Origin of the sequence: Gordonibacter sp. An230, from assembly GCF_002159915.1 — a bacterium.
Taxonomy (GTDB): domain Bacteria; phylum Actinomycetota; class Coriobacteriia; order Coriobacteriales; family Eggerthellaceae; genus Rubneribacter.
Genome location: NZ_NFJP01000045.1, coordinates 1 through 18,789 on the forward strand (window position 1 = coordinate 1; position 18,789 = coordinate 18,789).

The window sequence follows — 18,789 nt, forward strand, 5'->3', positions numbered from 1 at the left end:
TCGTGCTGAGCAGGCGGGGAGTGGACCGCGAGGGGGCCGGCGGGGAAGGGGGCGGAAGGTGAGGATCCTCGCCGTCTCGCAACACTATTGGCCCGAGCCGTTCAACTTTTCCGACATTTGCGAAGGGCTCGTTTCGCGTGGGCACGAGGTCGTGGTTCTGACGGGGCTGCCCAACTACCCCGAAGGCAAGATTTACGATGGGTATCGAAATGGGGCTCGCCGCCGTGAGAGCAAGGCTGGCGTTCGGATCGTTCGAAGCAAGATGATTCCTCGGGGCAAGGGTGTGCCTCAGCGAGTGGCCAACTACTTCAGCTTCAGTTGCAATGCGAAAAAGGTGGCGCGCGACCTTGATCCGGATTTCGACGTCGTCGTGGCCATGCAGTCCTCGCCGGTAATGATGGCCGAGCCGGCTCTCGCGTACGCCGAGCGCACGGGCGCTCCCGTCCTCCTCTGGTGCTTGGATTTATGGCCGGCCTCCTTGGCTGCCGGGGGCATAGCCATCGACAGCGTGCCGTATCGTCTCTTCCATCGCATTTCGAGGCGCATCTACCGGGGGGTCGATAAGATCGCTGTGACATCGCCTCTGTTCAGGAAATATATGGAGATCGAGTTCGGCGTGGATCCAAGGGCCGTCGTCGACTTGCCCCAGTATGCCGAGGAGGCCTTTCTCGCTGAGGTTGGCAAAGCGCCCGAGGGCTTCGATTCCTCCAAGGTCAACCTGACGTTCGCGGGCAATATCGGATCGGCGCAGTCGGTGGAGACGATCATGGGGGCTGCGGATCGCCTCAAAGATGACGCTCGCTTTGCCTTTCATATAGTGGGGTCAGGTTCGTCCGAGGCCCATTGTCGCGACATGGCGATGCGCCTTGGACTTTCTAACGTGGTGTTCCATGGCCGTCGCCCTTTGGAGGATATGCCGGCTTTCTATGGTGCGTCAGACGCGATGATCGCCACTTTTGCGGACGATGCGACGCTCTGCTACACCCTGCCGCGCAAAGTGCAAAGTTATCTTGCCGCTGGGAAGCCCATTCTCGGGTCTCTCGCGGGCGAGGCAGCGCGTGTGGTGAGGGAGGCGCGGTGCGGATTCGTTTGTCCTCCCGAAGCTGCCGACGATCTTGCGCAGGCGTGCGTCGCGTTCGCGGATATGCCCGCCGCTGGGCGCGCGCAGTTGAGCGAGAACGCCCGCGCGTATTATCTGCGCCATTTTACCAAGGATAGGTTCTTCGAGACGCTCGAGGAGCAGTTGGAAGAATTGAGGAGGAGCAAGGAATGACGGGTATATCCGCTCTTGCTGGGAAAACGCTTCTAATAACAGGCGGCACGGGCAGTTTCGGCTCTACAGTGCTCAAGCACTTCCTTCATTCCGAGATCGCTGAGATTCGCATCTTCTCGCGCGACGAGAAGAAGCAGGACGATATGCGCCACCGCCTCCAAGAGCTCCATACGGATCTGGCTGGCAAGGTCCGTTTTCGCATCGGGGATGTGAGGGATGCTCGTGCGGTGCGCGATGCGGTGAGGGGTGTGGACTGCATCTTCCATGCGGCTGCGCTCAAGCAGGTGCCTTCTTGCGAGTTCTTTCCCATGGAAGCGGTCAAAACCAACGTGATGGGCACAGATAACGTGCTGAAGGCCGCTGTCGACGAAGGCGTGGGGCGGGTTGTGTGCCTGTCCACCGACAAGGCGGCCTACCCCATCAACGCCATGGGGACCTCCAAGGCTATGATGGAGAAGGTAGTGTTCGCAAACGCTCGCGAGGGGGCGGGTCGCACGACGATCTGCTGCACGCGCTACGGCAATGTCATGTGTTCGCGCGGGTCGGTGATCCCGTTGTTCATGAGCCAGATACGTCGTGGCGAACCGCTGACCTTGACCGATCCCGCCATGACGCGCTTTCTTATGAATCTAGATGAGGCGGTTGACCTTGTTAAATTCGCCTTTGAGCACGCCGAGCCCGGGGATTTGTTCGTGCAGAAGTCGCCGGCTTCTACGGTGGGGGATCTCGCCGAGGCAGTGCAGAGGCTGTTCGGTCGTACCGGGGTGCGCGTGATCGGCACGCGCCACGGCGAGAAGCTGTTCGAGACGCTCATGACCCGAGAGGAACGGCTGCGCGCCGAGGACATGGGCGACTACTTCCGCGTGAGGGCCGACTCGCGCGACCTCAACTACGACAAGTTCTTCGTCGACGGCGAGGTTCAGACTCAGGCCGACGAGGCGTACACCTCCCATAACACCGAACGACTCGATGCGGAGGGCACGGTTGCGAAGGTCAAGACAGCCGAGTACGTGCGGCTGGCTTTGGAGGGCCGCGAGCATGAGGCGGTGCAGTAAAGATGAAGGTGCTGGTTACGGGCGCGAAAGGCTTCATGGGGCGCAACCTTTGCGAGTCGTTAAAGGCTATACGGGACGGTAAAGATCGCAGGAAGCGCTACCAGCGGCTTTTGCCACTCGAGGTGTATGAATACGATCGCGGGAACACTGCGGACGAGCTGGATGCTTGGTGCGCTCAGTCCGACTTTGTATTTAACTTGGCGGGCGTGAACCGTCCGAAAGATCCCATTCAATTCATGGAGGGGAACTTTGGGTTCGCGAACGATCTTTTGGCTGCGCTCGAGCGGCATGAGAACCGTTGTCCCGTGATGCTTGCGAGCTCGGTGCAAGCAAGCTTGGAGGGGCGCTTTGCAGAAAGCGAGTACGGTAAGAGCAAGCTCGCCGGGGAGAGCCTATTTCGTTCCTATTCCGAGCGCACGGGCGCACCTGTGCTGATCTATCGTTTTCCGAACGTCTACGGTAAATGGTGTCGTCCTCGTTACAACAGCGTGGTGGCCACGTTCTGCGATGCCATCGCGAACTCCAAGCCTTATGAGGTAAGCGACCCTGCTGTGGAGCTGGAGTTGCTTTATATTGACGATCTTGTCGAAGAGATGCTCAAGGCTTTGCTTGGTGAGCCGCATCGCTGCGGGTACGACGGCTTGGACATGACGGAGGGCGATGATTTCTGCGCTTGCCCCGCGACCGACAAGGTCAGTTTGGGTGAGATCGTCGAGCTCCTGCAAGGTTTCAAGCGGGTTCGCGACACGCTCGACATTCCGAATATGGCCGCAGGGTCTTTCAGGAAGAAGCTCTATTCGACGTATCTGAGCTACATCGATATCGAAGATCTGGCATATCCCCTGAAGCCCAATAAGGACGAGCGCGGCAGCTTCACTGAAATATTGCATATGGATGATTACGGGCAGGTGTCGGTGAACATATCGGCGCCTCGTGTTGTGAAGGGCAACCACTGGCATCACACCAAGTGGGAGAAGTTCCTCGTCGTTTCAGGGGAAGGCCTGATTCGCGAGCGGAGAATCGGGTTCGACGAGAACGGTGAACGTTTTCCTGTGGCGGAGTACCGGGTAAACGGCGCAGATAGGCTGGTAGTCGAGATGGTGCCCGGCATGGCCCACAGCATAGAAAACCTTTCGGACACGCGCGATCTCGTTACGCTCATATGGGCGAACGAGCCATTCGATCCCGAGAGGCCCGACACCTACTTCGAGGAGGTGTGACGATGGCGCTTCGCACCGACTATTCCGACGTCTCCTTCGCGGATGACGGTCGCATCAAGCTTTTGATAATCGTGGGCACTCGTCCTGAGGTCATTCGGCTTAGCGAAACGATCAAGCTTTGCCGCAGGCATTTCGATTGCCTCTTGGCTCATACGGGGCAAAACTGGGACTACGCTTTGAACGATATCTTTTTCCGCGATTTGGGGCTTGAGGCTCCTGATGTTTGCATGGATGTCGTAGGCGACGATTTGGGATCAACCGTCGGCAACATCATAAGCGCGTCCTACAAGCTCATGGTCGCGGCGAAACCCGATGCCCTGCTCGTTCTTGGCGACACGAACTCCTGCCTCTCCGCCATTTCCGCGAAGAGGCTGCACATCCCCGTTTTCCACATGGAGGCCGGCAACCGCTGTAAGGACGAATGCTTGCCGGAGGAAACGAACAGGCGCATCGTGGATGTGATTTCCGACGTGAACCTGTCTTACTCGGAGCATGCCCGCAGGTACTTGCTGGCCGCTGGCTGCGCTCCCGAGCGCACCTATGTGACAGGCTCCCCTATGGCAGAAGTGCTGCGAGCGAACCTGGCGCAGATAGACGCTTCCGACGTGCTGGAGCGCGAGGGGTTGGAGCCGGGGCGCTATTTTCTTCTTAGCGCTCACCGCGAGGAAAACATCGATACGGAGGCGAACTTCCGGAGCCTCTTCGATGCCGTCAACGCGCTGGCCGAGGAGTATCGAAAGCCTGTCCTCTACAGCTGCCACCCGCGTTCCCGCAATCGTTTGGAAGCCACGGGGTTCAAACTGCATTCCTTGGTGCGCACTCACGAGCCTATGGGCTTCCACGACTACAACAAGCTGCAATCGAGCGCTTTCTGCGTCGTTTCGGACTCCGGGACCCTTCCCGAGGAGTCGAGCTTCTTCGCTTCTGTAGGCCGACCGTTTCCGGCGGTGTGCATTCGTACTTCAACCGAGCGTCCGGAGGCTTTGGACAAAGGCTGCTTCGTGCTTGCGGGCATAGACGAGAAGAACCTGCTGAATGCCGTACGGACCGTCGTGGCGTTGGGGCTCGAAGGGCTGCACGGCCTCCCGGTGCCCGACTACCAGGACGACGTGGCCTCGAAGGTCGTGCGGATCATACAAAGCTACACGGGCGTGGTTGATCGCATGGTGTGGAGGAAGTACTGATTTGGCGATTTATGCGCATATCAACACCGTGCCCAACGGCTCGACCGGCGGCATCATGATGAGGGAGCATCGCGAGCTCTTGGCGACGGGGCATGACTCTCACGCTTTCTGGGGACGTGGGCGCGCTGCCGCCGATGAAACCGAATGTCGGTTTGCAACCGATGCCGAGGTGCGTTTAGACGCTGTGCGGACGCGCATCGACGATCGAGCGGGTTTTCATTCTCAGGCCGCTACGAAGAGATTGCTCGCCAAACTGGATGAGATAGGGCCCGATGTGGTGCATCTGCACAATCTGCACGGGTACTACGTGAACGTGAGGATGCTGTTCGAATGGCTTGCATCTCGGCATTGCCAAGTGCGTTGGACCTTGCATGACTGCTGGGCGTTCACGGGCCATTGCTCGTACTTTACCATGGTGAAATGCGAGCAATGGCGCTCTCATTGTTCGCGCTCGGGGAAGTGTCCTCAGCTGAGGGAATACCCCACAACGTACGGCATGGGTGCGTGCTCGAGGAATTTCGAGGACAAGCGTCGGGTCTTCACGAGCGTGCCCCCTGAAAGGATGACGCTCGTAGCTCCGTCGCGATGGCTCGCCGATCTCGTGGGGCAGAGCTTCCTTTCGGGTTATCCCGTGCAAGTGCGCCACAACACGGTTGATCGGACGGTGTTCAAGCCCACTCCGAGCGATTTCCGCGAACGGTTTGGCATCGGCGATCGCTTCATGGTGCTGGGCGTTGCGAGCCCGTGGACGGAAAGAAAAGGGCTTAAGGACTTCGAGTGGCTATCGGCCAACTTGGATGATCGTTACGCCGTTGTGCTTGTGGGGCTTTCCAAGAGGCAGATAAAGAGACTGCCAGAGAACATCGTGGGTTTGGAGCATGTGGACGGTCCGGCCGAACTCGCCGCCATCTACTCGGCGGCCGATCTGTTTTTGAATCCGAGCGTGGAGGAGACCTACGGCATGACGGTTGCGGAAGCTGCTGCGTGCGGCACGTCCGTCGCGGTCGTCGAGGGCACCGCTTGCGTCGAGGCGGCCGAGGGGGCGGATGCCCATGTCATGAAGCCCGACCTGAGCGACCTCAGGGCCACGGTGATCCGCTGTGGGGGGGGGGGCTCGTGATCGCTTGTGAGAGGGCCTCCGACAAAGGACAGCTCGCCGCCATCTACTCGGCGGCCGATCTTTTCCTGAATACGACTCGCGAGGACAACTACCCGACGGTGAATTTGGAGGCCGAAGCCTGCGGAACGCCCGTGTGGACGTACGATACCGGTGGATGCGGGGAGACGATCGGGTTGGAGAGGAGATCGAGGCTCTTGACCGGTTGCAGCGGCTCTTCTTCGAAAGGGGGCAGCGATGCGTGACATCTCGTCGCCCCTTTCCTCCGTTCGCTTCTCGGGTGGTACGGTTCTTTCGATCCTGCTGCTTTTGTTCGCCCTGCTTTCGCTGGTCGTTTTCATAGCGGAAGGGCGCCTTTCGAACGTCGATGCCGATGCCGGCGTGCTGGCGACCTTTGCCCTCATGGGCTGTCTCGGAGTTTTTGCGCTCGTGCGCGAGATCTCGGCTGTTCCGTTCTCCCTTCCTATGATGCACTGGTTCTTCTACCTCGTTTTCTTCGTCATTGCGCCACTGAACCAATACCTTTGCGGAGAGGTTCCATGGGGCTATGGGCTTGACGATGCCGCCTACCTTTCGACCAACGCCCTCCTTTTAGGGTGGGGCGTTCTCTTTCTTTTTGGCACGTGTCTCCGTTTTGCCAAAGGCGGGGGCGAGCATCGGACAGCACTCGATCCCGTCGAAAGGCTTCCTGTGGTCACACGGAGCGCTGCTGCTATATGCGCTTTTGCCTCGCTCGCCTGTTGCGTTGCCTTCGTGACGCTGGTCGGCATCGATGGTGTCTTTTCTAGGGCTACTGCCGTTTGGGAGAGTAGCGCGGGTTCTGCCGCATACCTGGTCCAAGATAAGATTCTTCGAAGTGTTCCGGTGGTTGCCTTGGTGATCGTCGGATCGCGCTGGAGGGTTCGAGGCGACTCTGTGGTACCTTTGCTCCTTTGCGCGGTTTCCCTTCTGCTCACGGATTTTCCCACTGCTTTGCCAAGGTATGGCGCGGCCGTTGTGTATGGGGGTCTTGCACTCCTGTTCGTCCCCGCTTTGACGAAGCGCAAAGGATTGTTTGCGCTCCTCTTTTTGGTTGCTTTCGTTTTTGTGTTCCCCTCGATCAACGTTTTCAGGTCCGATGGATTTTCGTTTGCGCTCTTCGCCGAGGCTTTGGTCCGTAGCATCGCCAATCTTCCCCAGGGGTTTCTCGGTGGAGACTATGATGCGTATTCCATGCTTGCTCGAAGCGTTGATTACCTGGGCGCAGTCGGTTGCAGCTGGGGGTTCCAGTTTGTTGGCGTCCTGCTCTTTTTCATTCCGAGGGCTATTTGGCCATCGAAGCCGGTGGGTACGGGGTATATGATCTCCCAGGCTCAAGGGCAGGCGTTCAACAACGTATCTTGCCCTTTGCCTGCCGAAATGCTCGTTAATTTCGGCTTTGTCGGTATGCTTGCCGCGGCTTTCCTTTTCGGCGTGCTGGTGCGACGCATCCATGTCATGGCTAACAAGCAAGGGGGGGGGGTATGGTCTTCGCTCTACCCCTTCGCCTGCTTCCATCTTTTCTTCATTATGCGAGGCGACTTGCTTTCGAGCTGGTCTTACCTTGTCGGATTCGCCGTCGTCTACTGCCTTGTTTTGCAGATCGCAGGAAGGGCGGGATTGCATGACGACTCGTCCGATCCTAGCCGGAGGCTTGCTCGGCAATGAACCTCTTGGTGGCCGCTCGACATGCAGGTGCGCAGGGCTTTGCGTCCCTCGATGGGGCATCTCCCGCCTTGGGTATAGTTTTGATTGCCATGCGTGGAGTATGCCATGCTAGAGGTGCTTCTGGGCATATTTGCTGCGATTCCGTATTCTGTGGAATCATTGATGATCGTAAACCTCCTTTTCGTCGTCGCTCTCGTAGTGCGTGGAGCGCAAGGTGGGAATCGCACGGCGCTGATCATCGGATGCCTTTTTTCGTGCTGGGTATGCGTGAGCTGCATCGCGGCCCGTCTGTTCGTTCTGCCGTTCGAGTTTGGCTTCAGAGAGCTTGTGCAGATTGCTTTCTCGATGCAGTACGTGCTGCTTGCGTTCAGGCTGAACGTGGATTATGCAAAGATCTTGGTATGGCTTGTCCGTGGCGCGCTTGTGTTTTCGGCCGCGATCATCATTGCGTTTTTCTCCACAGGAACGTGGCACAACATGGGCGGTTTTTTCCCTGCGGAGAGGCTTTGGGGATTGCCTTTCTTCCCGGGGTGGCCAAACGGCCTCTCGGTGCCCTTGGGCTTTGCGCTTTGGGCTATTCTGCTCAAGGGCGTTGGCCCCAAGAGGAGGCATCTCGCAGCGTTTCTTATCAGCTTCGCCATGTATGTTACGACCTCGCGCGGGGCCGTTCTGGCCTGCGCGCTCGTGTGGCTCTACTACCTTTACTCGCTTCCGTTCTGGCGCAGGTTTCCGGCATTTACCAAAGCTCTGTTCGTTGTCTTCTTGGTTGCGGCAGCTGTGCTTTTTGCCGTAACGTATCTGAGCGACGACACGCTGTACGCCCTCACGAAATCCTACGACAGGGAATCGATAACCAACACGTCCTTGCAGCTCATCGAATTGAGCCCCGTATTCGGTTACGGGGGCCAGACGTTGGAGCAGGTGCAGACGCTCATGCCCGTGAGCCTGGGCGCATGGAGCGCGCAGCAAACACACAACGCTATTTTGGAGATCGCCATCAGGCACGGTGTTCCCGGGTGCATCCTTCTCGTCGCGTTTTTTGCAGCCCTCTTTTCGCGTATGAAGGGGCGGGACAGGTGGGCGCTGTTCGCCATCCTCTTCATTCTCTCGCTAACTCAAGACTTCATCAGGAATTTCGAATTTCTTTTCTGCTGGCACTTGCTGATCCATTTCCCGGAGAGCGCCTGCTCGAGGAAGGCATCGGCTTCCGGTCGACATTCGAAGGAGGACGGCAAATGGACGTGATCCAAGCTTCGAAGAAGACGCTCGATGCTGCTTGGTCGCTTGCGAACATCCCCCTTGCCTTCCGCGCGGCATTGCTAAAGGCTCGGTTTTGCGAGCGTGGCAAGGGTATGCGCGCCTGGGAGGGCAGGTATTCGGGCGAGACGTGCTTCGTATTGGGCGGCGGACCGTCCCTTCGGAAGATCGATTTTTCCTCGCTCGCCGATAAGCGCGTCATCGGCGTGAACATGCTTTATCGAATGGATGCCTACAGAGCGCTTGACCCGGTGTTTCATTGCGCCATCGACTCGATTATGTACAGCAAGTTCGAAAAGCCTTTCTTGGAGTTTATCGAGAGCAAGCCGAAGACCGGCTTCCTGGTGTCCCATAACGCTTCTTCGGCCATTGCCGCCAAGCCCAATGTCTGCATCACGCCGCTTGGGTATCTCCCATGCAAATCTTCGCGCGCCTTTGACCTCTCGAAGCCTAGCCTGGCTTTCGTCAATTCCGTATGTTTTGCCGTTGAGACGGCCCTCTACCTAGGGTTCTCCAAAATCGTGCTCCTTGGCTGCGACTTCACGCAGTTCACCGTGCGACACGAGATTCATGCTTACGGAGAGGAAGTAGGATCGACCCGCGACTACCCGCTTTTCTGCGATCTAATGGGCCACGCCATCGCCATCATGCATCACGAGTATCTGCTAGCCGAGGCGAATCGCAGAAAAGTGTCGATTGTCAACGCCACCGAAGGCTCCATGCTCGATGTGTACCCGAGAGCCTCGCTCGCAGAGGTGTTCGGCTTTTGAGGAGCTTGAAACCCAGGTTTTTCGAGGAGGTCGGACGACATCCGGTGCTTTTGTCGATGTCCGCCGACTTCCTATTGAGCCTTGCTGCGGTGGCCCTCTCCACGGGCGCTATGCAGCTGTTCTTGTATCCGCAGATGGCGCTTAAGCTCGGCCCGGTTGAGTACGGCGAAGTTCTGACTGTTGTCGGCGTCGTGAACGTCGTCACCTTGTCGCTTGGCAACAACCTTACGAGTTCTCGGCTCGTGAGGCAGCACGTTTACGAAGATAGTGGCGAGGCGGGGGATTTTCAGGCGCTTCTTGTCGTTTCCTCCGTCGCTTCCGTGGGCATCGTTGCTGTGTATTGTGCTTTGAGCGGCATGGCTTTGGCGGAGGGAGTGGCGGTTGCGGTATTCGCGCTCACCACCGTCCTCAAGTCCTATTACCTTGTCGCGTTTCGCATCGTCATCGATTACCGTAAGAACCTTGTTGCCAACGTCTTCCTTTGCGTGGGCTACGTTGTCGGTGCCTTTTTCCTGCTTGGGCTGTTCAGCTGGCCTTGGTCTTTCACTTTGGCCAACATCGCCTGCATCGCTTATGTCATGAAGGCATCTCGCATCGCGTTCGAGCCGTTCAGGATCACGCGTCATTTTCGATCCACCTTTAAGTCCTATTCTTATCTTGTAGGGGGAGGATTGCTCGGCAACCTGAGCACATATCTCGACCGCTTCATCGTGAATCCCATTCTCGGAGTCGCAAGCGTTTCTACCTACACGGTTGCCACCTTCTTCCCCAAGGGGTTAAGCCTTGCCCTCGCACCTCTCGCGGGGGTTCTTCTCAGCTATGTCTCGCAAGGCAGGATCAGCTTTGACAAGAGAAAGTTCATCCTCGTCAACGTTGCCATCCTCGTCTTTTGCTTTGTTCTGCTGGCCTTCTCGGTGACGCTTGGACGCTGGATCACCCAATTCTTCTACCCGACCATATACGACGAGGCCGAGCCTTATATCGCGCTCGCAGCCGTCGGCGTGGCATTGGGCATCGGCAACAGCTACAACGGAACGGTGGTTCTCGCCGTTGCCGCACCAGTGTGGCAGACCGTCATTCCTGCTGCGTCGCTTGCGATCTATTTCGGTTTATCCGTCGCCCTCGCCTCTTCCATAGGGCTTTGGGGCGTCTGCTACGCGTCCGTCGCCTCGAACGCTTTGAGGTTTTTCGTGAATCTCGCTCTTGGCTTCTGGGCTATAGGAAAGAGAGAAGCTCCCGTTGAAGAACAACTTTGTTAATGCTGGCTTTAGAGAGGAAGCAATGGAAAAGTTGGCCATAGATGGCGGTCGGCCAGTGCGCGCGAACGTGCTCGGCTACGGCCGTCAGCTCATCGAAGACGACGACGTGGCCGCCGTGGAGGCTGTGCTGAGAAGCGATTGGCTCACTTGCGGCCCCGCGACCGAAGCTTTCGAGCGCGATCTTGCGACTGTGACGGGCGCGCGTTTCGTGACCGCCGTCTCCAACGGCACGGCCGCCTTGCATGTGTCGTGCTTGGCGGCAGGCGTGGGGCCGGGCGACGAGGTGATCGTCTCGGCCATAACATTTGCCGCGAGCGCCAACTGCGCGCGCTACTGCGGGGCCGATGTCCGCTTCGCCGACATAGATCCCGAGACTTGGAACCTGCGTCCCGACGAGGTGCGCCGTTTGGTGACGCCGCGCACGAAGACGGTGGTGGCTGTGGACTTCGGAGGGGTTCCGACGAACTTGGCCGAGATCCGCTCTATCTGCGATGAGCATGGCCTCGTGCTCATCGAGGACGCTGCGCATTCGCTGGGCGGGCTCTACCGTGGGCGGCCTATAGGCTCTATCGCCGACCTCACGTGCTTCAGCTTTCATCCCGTGAAGACCGTGGCCTGCGGCGAGGGCGGCGCGGTGGCGACGTCCGATCCCGAGTTGGCACGACGGGTTGCCCTCTTTGCCAAGCACGGCATAACCCACGACTCCGCGCAGTTTGTGGAGCCGGATGTGGGAGGGTGGCATTATGAACAGCTGGAGCTTGGCTACAACTATCGTATGACCGATATTCAAGCTGCTTTGGGCTCGTCTCAGCTGGCGAAGCTTCCGCGCTTTGCCGGACGCAGGCGCGAGTTGGTTGCGTTTTACAACGAACGGTTCTCGGAGATGCCCTACGTTCGCTTCCAGCGCGATGACCACCCGGACGCGACGGTGCGCCATCTCTACTGCCTTTGGTTCGATACGGCCGCTTTGGGCACTACTCGTCGCTTCGTTTACGATGCGCTGCGCGCGGAGGGCATCGGCGTGAACGTCCACTACCTTCCGGTGTATCGGCTGCCGTACTACGCCGATCTCGGCTACGATCCGGCGTGCTGCCCGGAGGCGAACCGCTACTACGAGGGGGCGGTCACCTTGCCGCTGCATTGCCGCATGTCCGGCGACGATGCGAAAGACGTGGTGCGCGCAGTGGAAAAGGTGGTTGGGGCATGTCGTGCGGGAAGGGAGGCGCTATGAGGGCCGCGGAAGGCAAGGCGTGCGACTACGATGTCGTCGTGCGCGCGGCATGCGCCGAGCCGACGCTCTCGGTGATCGTGGCCGTGCACGATATGGAGGCGAACGGCTACCTTGCCGATTTGCTCGCCAGCTTCGATGCGCAGGATTGCGAAGCGGGTCGCGTCGAATACGTGCTCGCCGACGACTGCTCGTCGGACGGATCGCTCGCGCAGGCGGTGGCGTGGGCCGAAGGGCGCGACGATGCGACCGTCATCCATCTGTACGAGAACATGCGCCAGGGCGCGGCGCGGAACAGGGCGATCGACGAATCGCGTGGGCGATGGTTCTCCATCGTGGACGCGGATGACGCCGTCTCGTCTGATTACGCGTCCTCCATTTTGGTCGCAGCTGACGAGACGGGGGCCGATGCCATCGTCGTGCGGTGGATCCAGCTTGCGGACGAAGGGATGAAACCCATAGCGAAGACTCGGCAAGAAGCTGCTCGGGAGGTGACGCCGCATGAGCGTTGAGCCCAGAGGCGCCCTGTGTGTCATCCCCGCGCGCGGCGGGTCCAAGCGCATCCCGCGCAAGAACGTTCGCGACTTTTGCGGAAAGCCCATCATCGCTTACTCCGTCGAGGCCGCGTTGGGAAGCGGCCTTTTCGACGAGGTGATGGTGTCCACCGACGACGGGGAGGTCGCCGAGGTCGCGCGGCGCTTCGGCGCGAGCGTGCCGTTCATGCGCAGCGCGAAGGCAAGCGACGACTTTGCGACCACCGCCGACGTTCTGGTGGAGGTGCTGGCCGAGTACGAGGCGCGCGGGAGGTCGTTCGACGTGCTCTGCTGCCTGTACGCCACGGCCCCGTTCGCGACGGCCGGCGAGCTTGAAGCGGCATTCTCGATGCTGGGGGAGGGGTCGCCGTCCATTGTGGCGGTGACGGATTTCGACTTCCCGCCGCAACGGGCGTTTCTGCTGGGCGAGGACGGCGGGCTTTCATGGGAACGGCCCGAATACGCCCTCGCGCGCAGTCAGGATCTGCCGCCTGCGGCCCATGATGCCGGAAGGTTCTACTTCGCCTGCGTGCCCGAGTGGCGGGCGGCGCGCGGCTTCGTGATGCCGGGATGCAGGGGCTTTCGCATCGACCCGGCTCGCGTGCAGGACATCGACACGTTTGACGATTGGGCGATGGCCGAGATGAAGTACCGTATCTGGCAGGAAGGGAAGGAGAGCGAATGAGGCTTTTCGAAACCATCGAGAAGGGCGAAGTCTACTTCATCGCCGAGATGAGCGGCAACCACGGCGGGAGCTTGGAGCGCGCGCTCGAGATCGTCCGGGCCGCCGCCGAGGCCGGTGCGGACTGCCTGAAGCTGCAAACCTACACCGCCGACACCATCACCATCAACTGCGACGGACCCGAGTTTCGCACGCAGGAGGGCGGTCTGTGGGAGGGACGCACGCTCTACGACCTGTATGAGGAGGCGTACACTCCTTGGGAATGGCAGGCCGACATCAAGGCGGAATGCGAGCGGCTCGGGATGGACTTCCTCTCGTCGGTGTTCGACCCGACGTCTGTCGACTTCCTTGAAGGTATCGGCTGCGAGGCGTACAAGATCGCCTCGCCGGAGCTTGTGGACGTGCCGCTCATCGAGTACGCCGCCTCGAAGGGAAAGCCCATGGTCATCTCGTGCGGCATGGGGTCTGCCGAGGAGGTGCGGGATGCGGTGGACGCGTGCCGCCGGGTCGGCAACGACCAAGTGGTGCTCCTCAAATGCACGAGCGAGTACCCCGCCGTCTACGAGGACATGAACATCGCGACGATGGCCGACATGAGGCAGCGGTTCGGATTCCCGGTGGGACTGTCCGATCACTCGATGGGCTACGCGGTGGACGTGGCCGCCGCCGTCCTGGGCGCATGCGTCATAGAGAAGCATTTCTGCATCACGCGCGAGGATGAGACGGTGGACTCCGCGTTCTCGATGGAGAAGGAGGAGTTCGCCGAGATGATCCGCGCCGTGCGCAACGCGAAGGCCGCCGTGGGGCGCGCGACCTATGAGAGGACGCCGCGCGAGGAGGCGAATCTGACCGGCCGCCGCTCCCTGTACGCGGTCCGCGACATACGGGCGGGCGAGCCGTTCACGAACGAGAACGTCCGCAGCATCCGGCCGGGCTACGGCTTGGCGCCGAAGCGCCTTCCCGACCTGCTCGGCAAGGCGGCGCCGAGGAACATCGCGTTCGGCTCAAGGATTGAGCGCGGTGATCTAGAGGGTCGGCCGATAGGCAGGGCTGTCACTCTCAGAAAGGTCGAGCCTTCTGATGTCGGGCGCATTTTCGAATGGGTTACCCAGCCTTGGTACGTGAACGAGTTTGCTGGAAACGCCGTTCCCACTCCGGAGACGCACAAGGAGTACTTCGATGCCGTGTTCGAAAGCGGGGCATGCTATCTTGCCGTCCTCTACGGCGAAGAACACGTCGGCTGCGCCGGTGTGAAGTATATCGAGGACGGCCACGGTGAGGGGTGGTGGTACATCGGGAATAAATCCATGAGAGGCAGGGGCATAGGGACGGCTCTGATAGCGAAGCTCGTGGAGTTTGCCAAGAAGGAGCTTGGGCTCAAGAGCATGCACGCCTACGTATTGGAGACGAACGTCGGATGCAGGAGGGCTCTGGAGAAGAACGGGTTCTCCCTCACTCTCGGCGACCACGGCGAGCACAAGGGCATCGCGAACGTTCGGTATGACCTGACTTTCGCCGTGCCCGAAGAAGGCGCTACTTCGCGATGATTGTGTTCAGGGTCGATGCCAATGGGAGCATTTCTGCCGGTCATGTCATGCGGTGCCTGGCCATCGCCGAAGAGGCGTCGGGTAGAGGGATCGACTGCCTCTTCGTATCTGCCGACGAGGGCGCCTTGCCCTTCGTTTCGGATCGCGGTTTTCGTTGCGAGGTGCTTGGCACCGATTGGCGCGACATTGAGTTCGAGATCCCCTCGTTCGCTCAGATGCTTAGATCTCTGCCCGATCCAGTCGTGGTGGTCGACACTTATCAGGCGAACGAACGGTATATGAGACGTCTTTCGACTTGCGCGCGCATGGGCTATCTGGGTACGAAGATCGTTCCAGGCGTCGATTTCCTCATCAACTACAGCTTGAATGCGAATAGGTCGACATACGATGCGCTTGTTGCGTTCAAGGGAGTGAAATTAATGGTCGGGCCGACCTACTCTCCGCTCAGGCGCGCATTTTCTCAAGGACCTATTCGTGTTTCGGAGCAGGTGCGATCCATTCTTGTCACTACTGGCAATACCGATCCCATCGGGGTGACCGGGGCTATCGTGGGCACCCTGGAGCCCATTGCCCGGGAGGAGGGTGTGCTGCTCAAAGTCGTGGTGGGTCCCATGTTCGATCAGGATTGGGAGTGGTTCGAGCGGATTGTCGGCAACTCATCGATAGAGATTTGCAGGGACGTTAAAGACATGGCAGCCCTTATGCGCTCTGTGGACCTTGCAGTTTCTGCGTGCGGGACAACGCTCTATGAGTTGGGGGCGTGCGGTGTCCCCACGGTCGGGTTCTCTCTTTCTCTTGAGCAGGATTCTGGTGGAGAGGCTGCCGCGCTCGGTAGCCAGGGATGCATCGAATATGCAGGAAGAGCGTATAGGGAAAAGTCGGAATGCGTTGCAAATGTTGGTAAGCTTGTCAAGAGGCTCATCGATGATCGGCAGAGAAGAAAGGGGCTGTCTCTTGCGTTTCATACGCTGGTTGACGGCCATGGCTGCGAGCGGATATGCGATGAGCTCCAGAAGATAAGGTGGCTGTAATGATGCGAAGGAGGCATGGTTCCGACAAAACGATCCTGCTCCTCGGCGGATCCGCTCAGCAGCTCGACTCGTTCGAGGCCGCGCGAAGGCTTGGCTACCGCGCGGTGCTGTGCGACTGGGACGCGAATTGCCCCGGGCGCGGTCTGGCCGACGTCTTCTACGAGACGAGCACGCTCGACCGCGACGCCGTGCTGGGGATAGCCCGCGCCGAGAGGGTGGACGGCGTCGTATCCTACGCCTCCGACGCTCCCGCTCCCGTGGCGGCATGGGTGGCCGAACGGATGGGACTTCCCGGCAACCCCTACGAGTCGGTCGCCATGCTCTGCGACAAAGGGCGGTTCCGTGCGTTCCTGCGGGACAACGGCTTCGCGGCGCCCGCAAACGAGGTCGTCCGCAGTGCCCTCGATGCTGGAAAGGCTGTCGGCCGCATCGGCCTTCCTGTTGTGGTGAAGCCCGTCGACTCGGCGGGGAGCCGGGGCGTCGCCGTCGTCCGGGACGTCGAGGAGGTGCCCGTCGCGTTCGACCGTGCCTGCGGCTTCTCGCGCAAGGGCGAGGTCGTCGTCGAGCGCTATCTGGAAAGCGCCACGCCGGGGCGCGTGATGGAGGCCGAGCTCTTCGTCGAGGGGGGAGAGGTCGTTTCGTGGGGCCTCATGAGCGCCTATCGTGACACGTTGCTGAACGGGGTGGTTCCTTCGTGCTACATTCATCCTATGGATGAATGCAGCACGCTTCGCGCTACATCGTGCTCGATCCTCTCGCGTATCGTGGAGCGTGCGGGCATCGTCCAGGGAGCCGTGAACGTAGAGCTCATCCACGACATCTCGGGCGAGATCTACGTCATCGACATCGGGCCGCGCAACGGCGGGAACTACCTGCCGAACTTCTTCTCCCATGCTTCGGGCGACGACATCGTCGAGGCTACGCTCCGCGTCGCCGTCGGCGAGCCCTCGGGGCTTCGTCCCTTCGATGGGGCCCGTGACGGCCTGTGGGTGCAGTTCATGCACTACGCGCGCAAGGCGGGGACGTTCCGCGGCTTCTCGACCTTTCCCGAGTACGACGACGCCCGCATAGAGACGCACCTCTACAAGGAGGTGGGCAGCCATGTAGAACCTCTTTCCAGCATCGGCGATTCGATAGGCGTGAGCCTGCTGCACTTCCCGCGGGAGCGCGATGCGGAGAGCCTGATGGCGCGTCTTCCTTCCATGTGCCGAACAGTGGTTGAATGATCGATTGCGCGGTGATTGGCGCGAGAGGATTTTCCGTCTTGGCTTCAGGGGGAGGCGCTGAAAAGGCGCGGTCTGTCGATCAGCCGCATGCCTGAGAGGGGGTGCTTCTCGGGGATGTTGGGCATCCTTCCGCATTCGCAACGCGCTAAGCGCTATGAGGAGGCTTGCCGGTGCGAAGCGGTGGGGGTTCGATGCCGTGGTGGGCTTTGCTGCTATAGATAGGCATTCGCCTCCCGCTCCTCAAGCTCCCAGCGCCGTGATGGGTATGACGTACAGCCCCTCCTCCACCTTGCGCGCGTACTCTGACACGCCGGTGATGACGGCCATGAACTCGGGCGGCCTTGTCCTTGCGAGCTTGTTGCCGGCGACCTTCTCCCGCAGCCTCCGGAGGCTCGCGATGCCCTCTGCCGCCCTCGCTTCGCCCGTCTTGACCTCGAACGCCGCCCAGCGCCCGTCGGCGAGCTCCACGATGACGTCGGCCTCCAGCCCGGAATCGTCCCGGTAGTACCGCAGGGGGATGTCGGAAGCGCATTCGAGCGCTCGCGCGTACACGGACAGATCGCGCACCACGAGGTTCTCGAACACCATTCCGAACGTCTGCCAATCGCTCATGAGCGCCTCGGGAGACATCGCGAGCGCCGCCTCGGCAAGGGACGGGTCGGCCAGATAGCGCTTGGGCTTTGCGGCCGTTCGCTTTGGAGAGCGGGCGGGGGGAGCCCATCCGGGCAACTCCTCCAAAAGATACAGGCGTCGCAGCAGGTCCAGGTAGGAGGCGAGGGTCTTCTCGGTGATGCCTTCGTCTTCGGCCGAGCGGTCCGCCATGTCGGCGATGAGGGTTCGGTACGTCGCCGCCTGCCCGAGGGTCCGTGCGAGCGAAAACAGGAGCTTGCGAGCCGTTTCGGAATCCTTGCCGTGGCGCGGGACGCTTTCCGTGCGCAGCATCCGCAGGTACTCTCGAGCGATGAGCTGGGCATCTTCGACCTCGAGGTCGATGGCTTCGGGCCAGCCGCCTCGGCACGCCAAGCTCACGAGGGTGGCGGCGTCGGTTTGGACCTGAGAGGCTTCGAACTCTCCTTGGAACAGGCCGGAAAGCGACACGCTGCCAAGGGAATCACCGCTTTCCTGCAGGGACATGGGGTGCATGCGGATCCTTCCGATCCTGCCCGCGCCACTGTGGCTGGGAAAGCCGCTTCCGTTCTCGCCGTCTGCGGGCAAGGGGGCGGAGGATCCGGTGAGTATCCAAGCACTCCGCAGGCCCCGTGTGCGATCGATCTCGTGGCGCACGGTGTCCCAGAGGGCTGGTGCTAGCTGCCATTCGTCGATGACATGGGGTTTCTCTCCCAAGAGCATTGCCGTTGGGTCGTCTTTCGCCAAGGCCAGCGACGCGTCTATGTAACTCACGCTGGCGGCATGCTCAAGGGCCGTCCACGTTTTGCCGCACCATTTGGTGCCGGTTATCTCCACGGCGCCGAAAATGCGCAGGTAGCGCTCGACGAGCGTGTCGACGGTGCGCGGCAGGTATCCTTCCGGCCGTACGGATGCGGGGGCGCTTCTGAGGGGCATGGGCTTTCCTTTCCGACAGGCCTTATTGTAGTCATTACCGATTTTCCGAATAGTTTGTTATCGATTTTCCGCACTCTGCTTCTTTGGGGGTTCTTTGGTTTTCAGCCCTTCCGACGTTTCCCTCTTTTCCGACGATCCCGCTTCGCCCCCCCCCCGAC

Annotated in this window: 17 protein-coding genes; 16 read left to right on the forward strand and 1 reads right to left on the reverse strand. The window is 60.2% G+C overall.

What is annotated here, in order from left to right; all coding sequences use genetic code 11:
• The first annotated feature begins 58 nt into the window (after positions 1 to 58).
• The 16 genes from B5F40_RS15080 to B5F40_RS15155 all read left to right on the forward strand — a co-directional run bounded on the left by B5F40_RS15080 (position 59) and on the right by B5F40_RS15155 (position 17,068).
• Complete coding sequence (locus B5F40_RS15080; RefSeq protein WP_087195094.1) at positions 59 to 1,273, forward strand: glycosyltransferase family 4 protein; 1,215 nt, start codon at positions 59 to 61, stop codon at positions 1,271 to 1,273.
• A complete protein-coding gene (locus tag B5F40_RS15085) occupies positions 1,270 to 2,328 on the forward strand; it encodes a polysaccharide biosynthesis protein (RefSeq protein ID WP_204217442.1) in 1,059 nt (352 codons plus the stop codon). Before B5F40_RS15080 ends, B5F40_RS15085 begins: the two co-directional genes overlap by 4 nt.
• A 2-nt stretch (positions 2,329 to 2,330) precedes the next feature.
• Positions 2,331 to 3,548, forward strand: a complete 1,218-nt coding sequence (locus B5F40_RS15090) for a polysaccharide biosynthesis C-terminal domain-containing protein (protein WP_087195095.1) — start codon at positions 2,331 to 2,333, stop codon at positions 3,546 to 3,548.
• A 2-nt stretch (positions 3,549 to 3,550) separates the two neighbouring features.
• On the forward strand, positions 3,551 to 4,732 hold the full coding sequence (locus tag B5F40_RS15095) for a UDP-N-acetyl glucosamine 2-epimerase (protein WP_087195096.1): 1,182 nt from the start codon (positions 3,551 to 3,553) through the stop codon (positions 4,730 to 4,732).
• Between the two features lies 1 nt (position 4,733).
• Positions 4,734 to 5,852 carry a glycosyltransferase gene (locus tag B5F40_RS15100; protein ID WP_087195097.1) on the forward strand — a complete coding sequence of 373 codons (1,119 nt, stop codon included), beginning with the start codon at positions 4,734 to 4,736 and terminating at the stop codon, positions 5,850 to 5,852.
• Positions 5,849 to 6,094 carry a glycosyltransferase gene (locus B5F40_RS15105; RefSeq protein WP_204217444.1) on the forward strand — a complete coding sequence of 82 codons (246 nt, stop codon included), beginning with the start codon at positions 5,849 to 5,851 and terminating at the stop codon, positions 6,092 to 6,094. The genes B5F40_RS15100 and B5F40_RS15105 overlap by 4 nt, the downstream gene beginning before the upstream one ends.
• Positions 6,087 to 7,535, forward strand: coding sequence for a hypothetical protein (locus B5F40_RS15110; RefSeq protein WP_087195098.1), 1,449 nt, complete (start codon positions 6,087 to 6,089; stop codon positions 7,533 to 7,535). Before B5F40_RS15105 ends, B5F40_RS15110 begins: the two co-directional genes overlap by 8 nt.
• Before the next feature lie 162 nt (positions 7,536 to 7,697).
• Positions 7,698 to 8,780 carry an O-antigen ligase family protein gene (locus tag B5F40_RS15115; protein ID WP_162611006.1) on the forward strand — a complete coding sequence of 361 codons (1,083 nt, stop codon included), beginning with the start codon at positions 7,698 to 7,700 and terminating at the stop codon, positions 8,778 to 8,780.
• Positions 8,771 to 9,562, forward strand: coding sequence for a hypothetical protein (locus tag B5F40_RS15120; protein WP_087195100.1), 792 nt, complete (start codon positions 8,771 to 8,773; stop codon positions 9,560 to 9,562). Before B5F40_RS15115 ends, B5F40_RS15120 begins: the two co-directional genes overlap by 10 nt.
• 5 nt (positions 9,563 to 9,567) lie before the next feature.
• The gene (locus tag B5F40_RS15125; RefSeq protein WP_140396530.1) at positions 9,568 to 10,821 is read left to right on the forward strand and encodes a lipopolysaccharide biosynthesis protein; all 1,254 of its coding nucleotides are present in this window, start codon (positions 9,568 to 9,570) and stop codon (positions 10,819 to 10,821) included.
• A 22-nt stretch (positions 10,822 to 10,843) separates the two neighbouring features.
• A complete protein-coding gene (gene pseC / locus B5F40_RS15130) occupies positions 10,844 to 12,052 on the forward strand; it encodes a UDP-4-amino-4,6-dideoxy-N-acetyl-beta-L-altrosamine transaminase (RefSeq protein WP_087195102.1) in 1,209 nt (402 codons plus the stop codon).
• Positions 12,049 to 12,561: a glycosyltransferase family 2 protein gene (locus B5F40_RS15135; protein WP_162611007.1), complete on the forward strand. Its 513-nt coding sequence runs from the start codon at positions 12,049 to 12,051 to the stop codon at positions 12,559 to 12,561. Before pseC ends, B5F40_RS15135 begins: the two co-directional genes overlap by 4 nt.
• Positions 12,551 to 13,267 (forward strand): pseudaminic acid cytidylyltransferase, encoded by a 717-nt coding sequence (pseF, locus tag B5F40_RS15140; protein ID WP_087195104.1) that lies wholly within the window; start codon positions 12,551 to 12,553, stop codon positions 13,265 to 13,267. The genes B5F40_RS15135 and pseF overlap by 11 nt, the downstream gene beginning before the upstream one ends.
• A complete protein-coding gene (gene pseI, locus B5F40_RS15145) occupies positions 13,264 to 14,811 on the forward strand; it encodes a pseudaminic acid synthase (protein ID WP_162611008.1) in 1,548 nt (515 codons plus the stop codon). Before pseF ends, pseI begins: the two co-directional genes overlap by 4 nt.
• A complete protein-coding gene (locus B5F40_RS15150) occupies positions 14,808 to 15,842 on the forward strand; it encodes a PseG/SpsG family protein (RefSeq protein WP_087195105.1) in 1,035 nt (344 codons plus the stop codon). The genes pseI and B5F40_RS15150 overlap by 4 nt, the downstream gene beginning before the upstream one ends.
• Complete coding sequence (locus B5F40_RS15155) at positions 15,842 to 17,068, forward strand: ATP-grasp domain-containing protein (protein WP_239443091.1); 1,227 nt, start codon at positions 15,842 to 15,844, stop codon at positions 17,066 to 17,068. Before B5F40_RS15150 ends, B5F40_RS15155 begins: the two co-directional genes overlap by 1 nt.
• A 240-nt stretch (positions 17,069 to 17,308) precedes the next feature.
• Here the strand turns inward: B5F40_RS15155 and B5F40_RS15160 are convergent, their stop codons facing one another.
• Positions 17,309 to 18,631: an ATP-binding protein gene (locus B5F40_RS15160; protein ID WP_087195106.1), complete on the reverse strand. Its 1,323-nt coding sequence runs from the start codon at positions 18,629 to 18,631 to the stop codon at positions 17,309 to 17,311.
• Positions 18,632 to 18,789: the final 158 nt, after the last annotated feature.